This window comes from Pluralibacter gergoviae ATCC 33028 = NBRC 105706 (genome assembly GCF_001598855.1).
GTDB lineage: Bacteria > Pseudomonadota > Gammaproteobacteria > Enterobacterales > Enterobacteriaceae > Pluralibacter > Pluralibacter gergoviae.
The window spans coordinates 1-539 of the sequence record NZ_BCZS01000102.1; the positions used below are offsets into that span (position 1 = coordinate 1).

Consider the following 539-nt stretch of genomic DNA (forward strand, 5'->3'; position numbering starts at 1 on the left):
CGTCAGCGTGCCTTCTCCCGAAGTTACGGCACCATTTTGCCTAGTTCCTTCACCCGAGTTCTCTCAAGCGCCTTGGTATTCTCTACCTGACCACCTGTGTCGGTTTGGGGTACGATTTCGTGTTACCTGATGCTTAGAGGCTTTTCCTGGAAGCAGGGCATTTGTTACTTCAGCACCGTAGTGCCTCGTCATCACACCTCAGCGTTAAAAGGTACCGGATTTACCTGGAACCTCCGCCTACATGCTTAAACCGGGACAACCGTCGCCCGGCTAACATAGCCTTCTCCGTCCCCCCTTCGCAGTAACACCAAGTACAGGAATATTAACCTGTTTCCCATCGACTACGCCTTTCGGCCTCGCCTTAGGGGTCGACTCACCCTGCCCCGATTAACGTTGGACAGGAACCCTTGGTCTTCCGGCGAGCGGGCTTTTCACCCGCTTTATCGTTACTTATGTCAGCATTCGCACTTCTGATACCTCCAGCAGCCCTCACAGGCCACCTTCTACGGCTTACAGAACGCTCCCCTACCCAACAACGC

Annotated in this window: 1 rRNA gene; it reads right to left on the minus strand. The window is 54.2% G+C overall.

The features are described 5' to 3' along the window. Window positions 1-539: ribosomal RNA gene (locus ENGE1_RS26325) — 23S ribosomal RNA — on the minus strand; the annotation flags it as partial.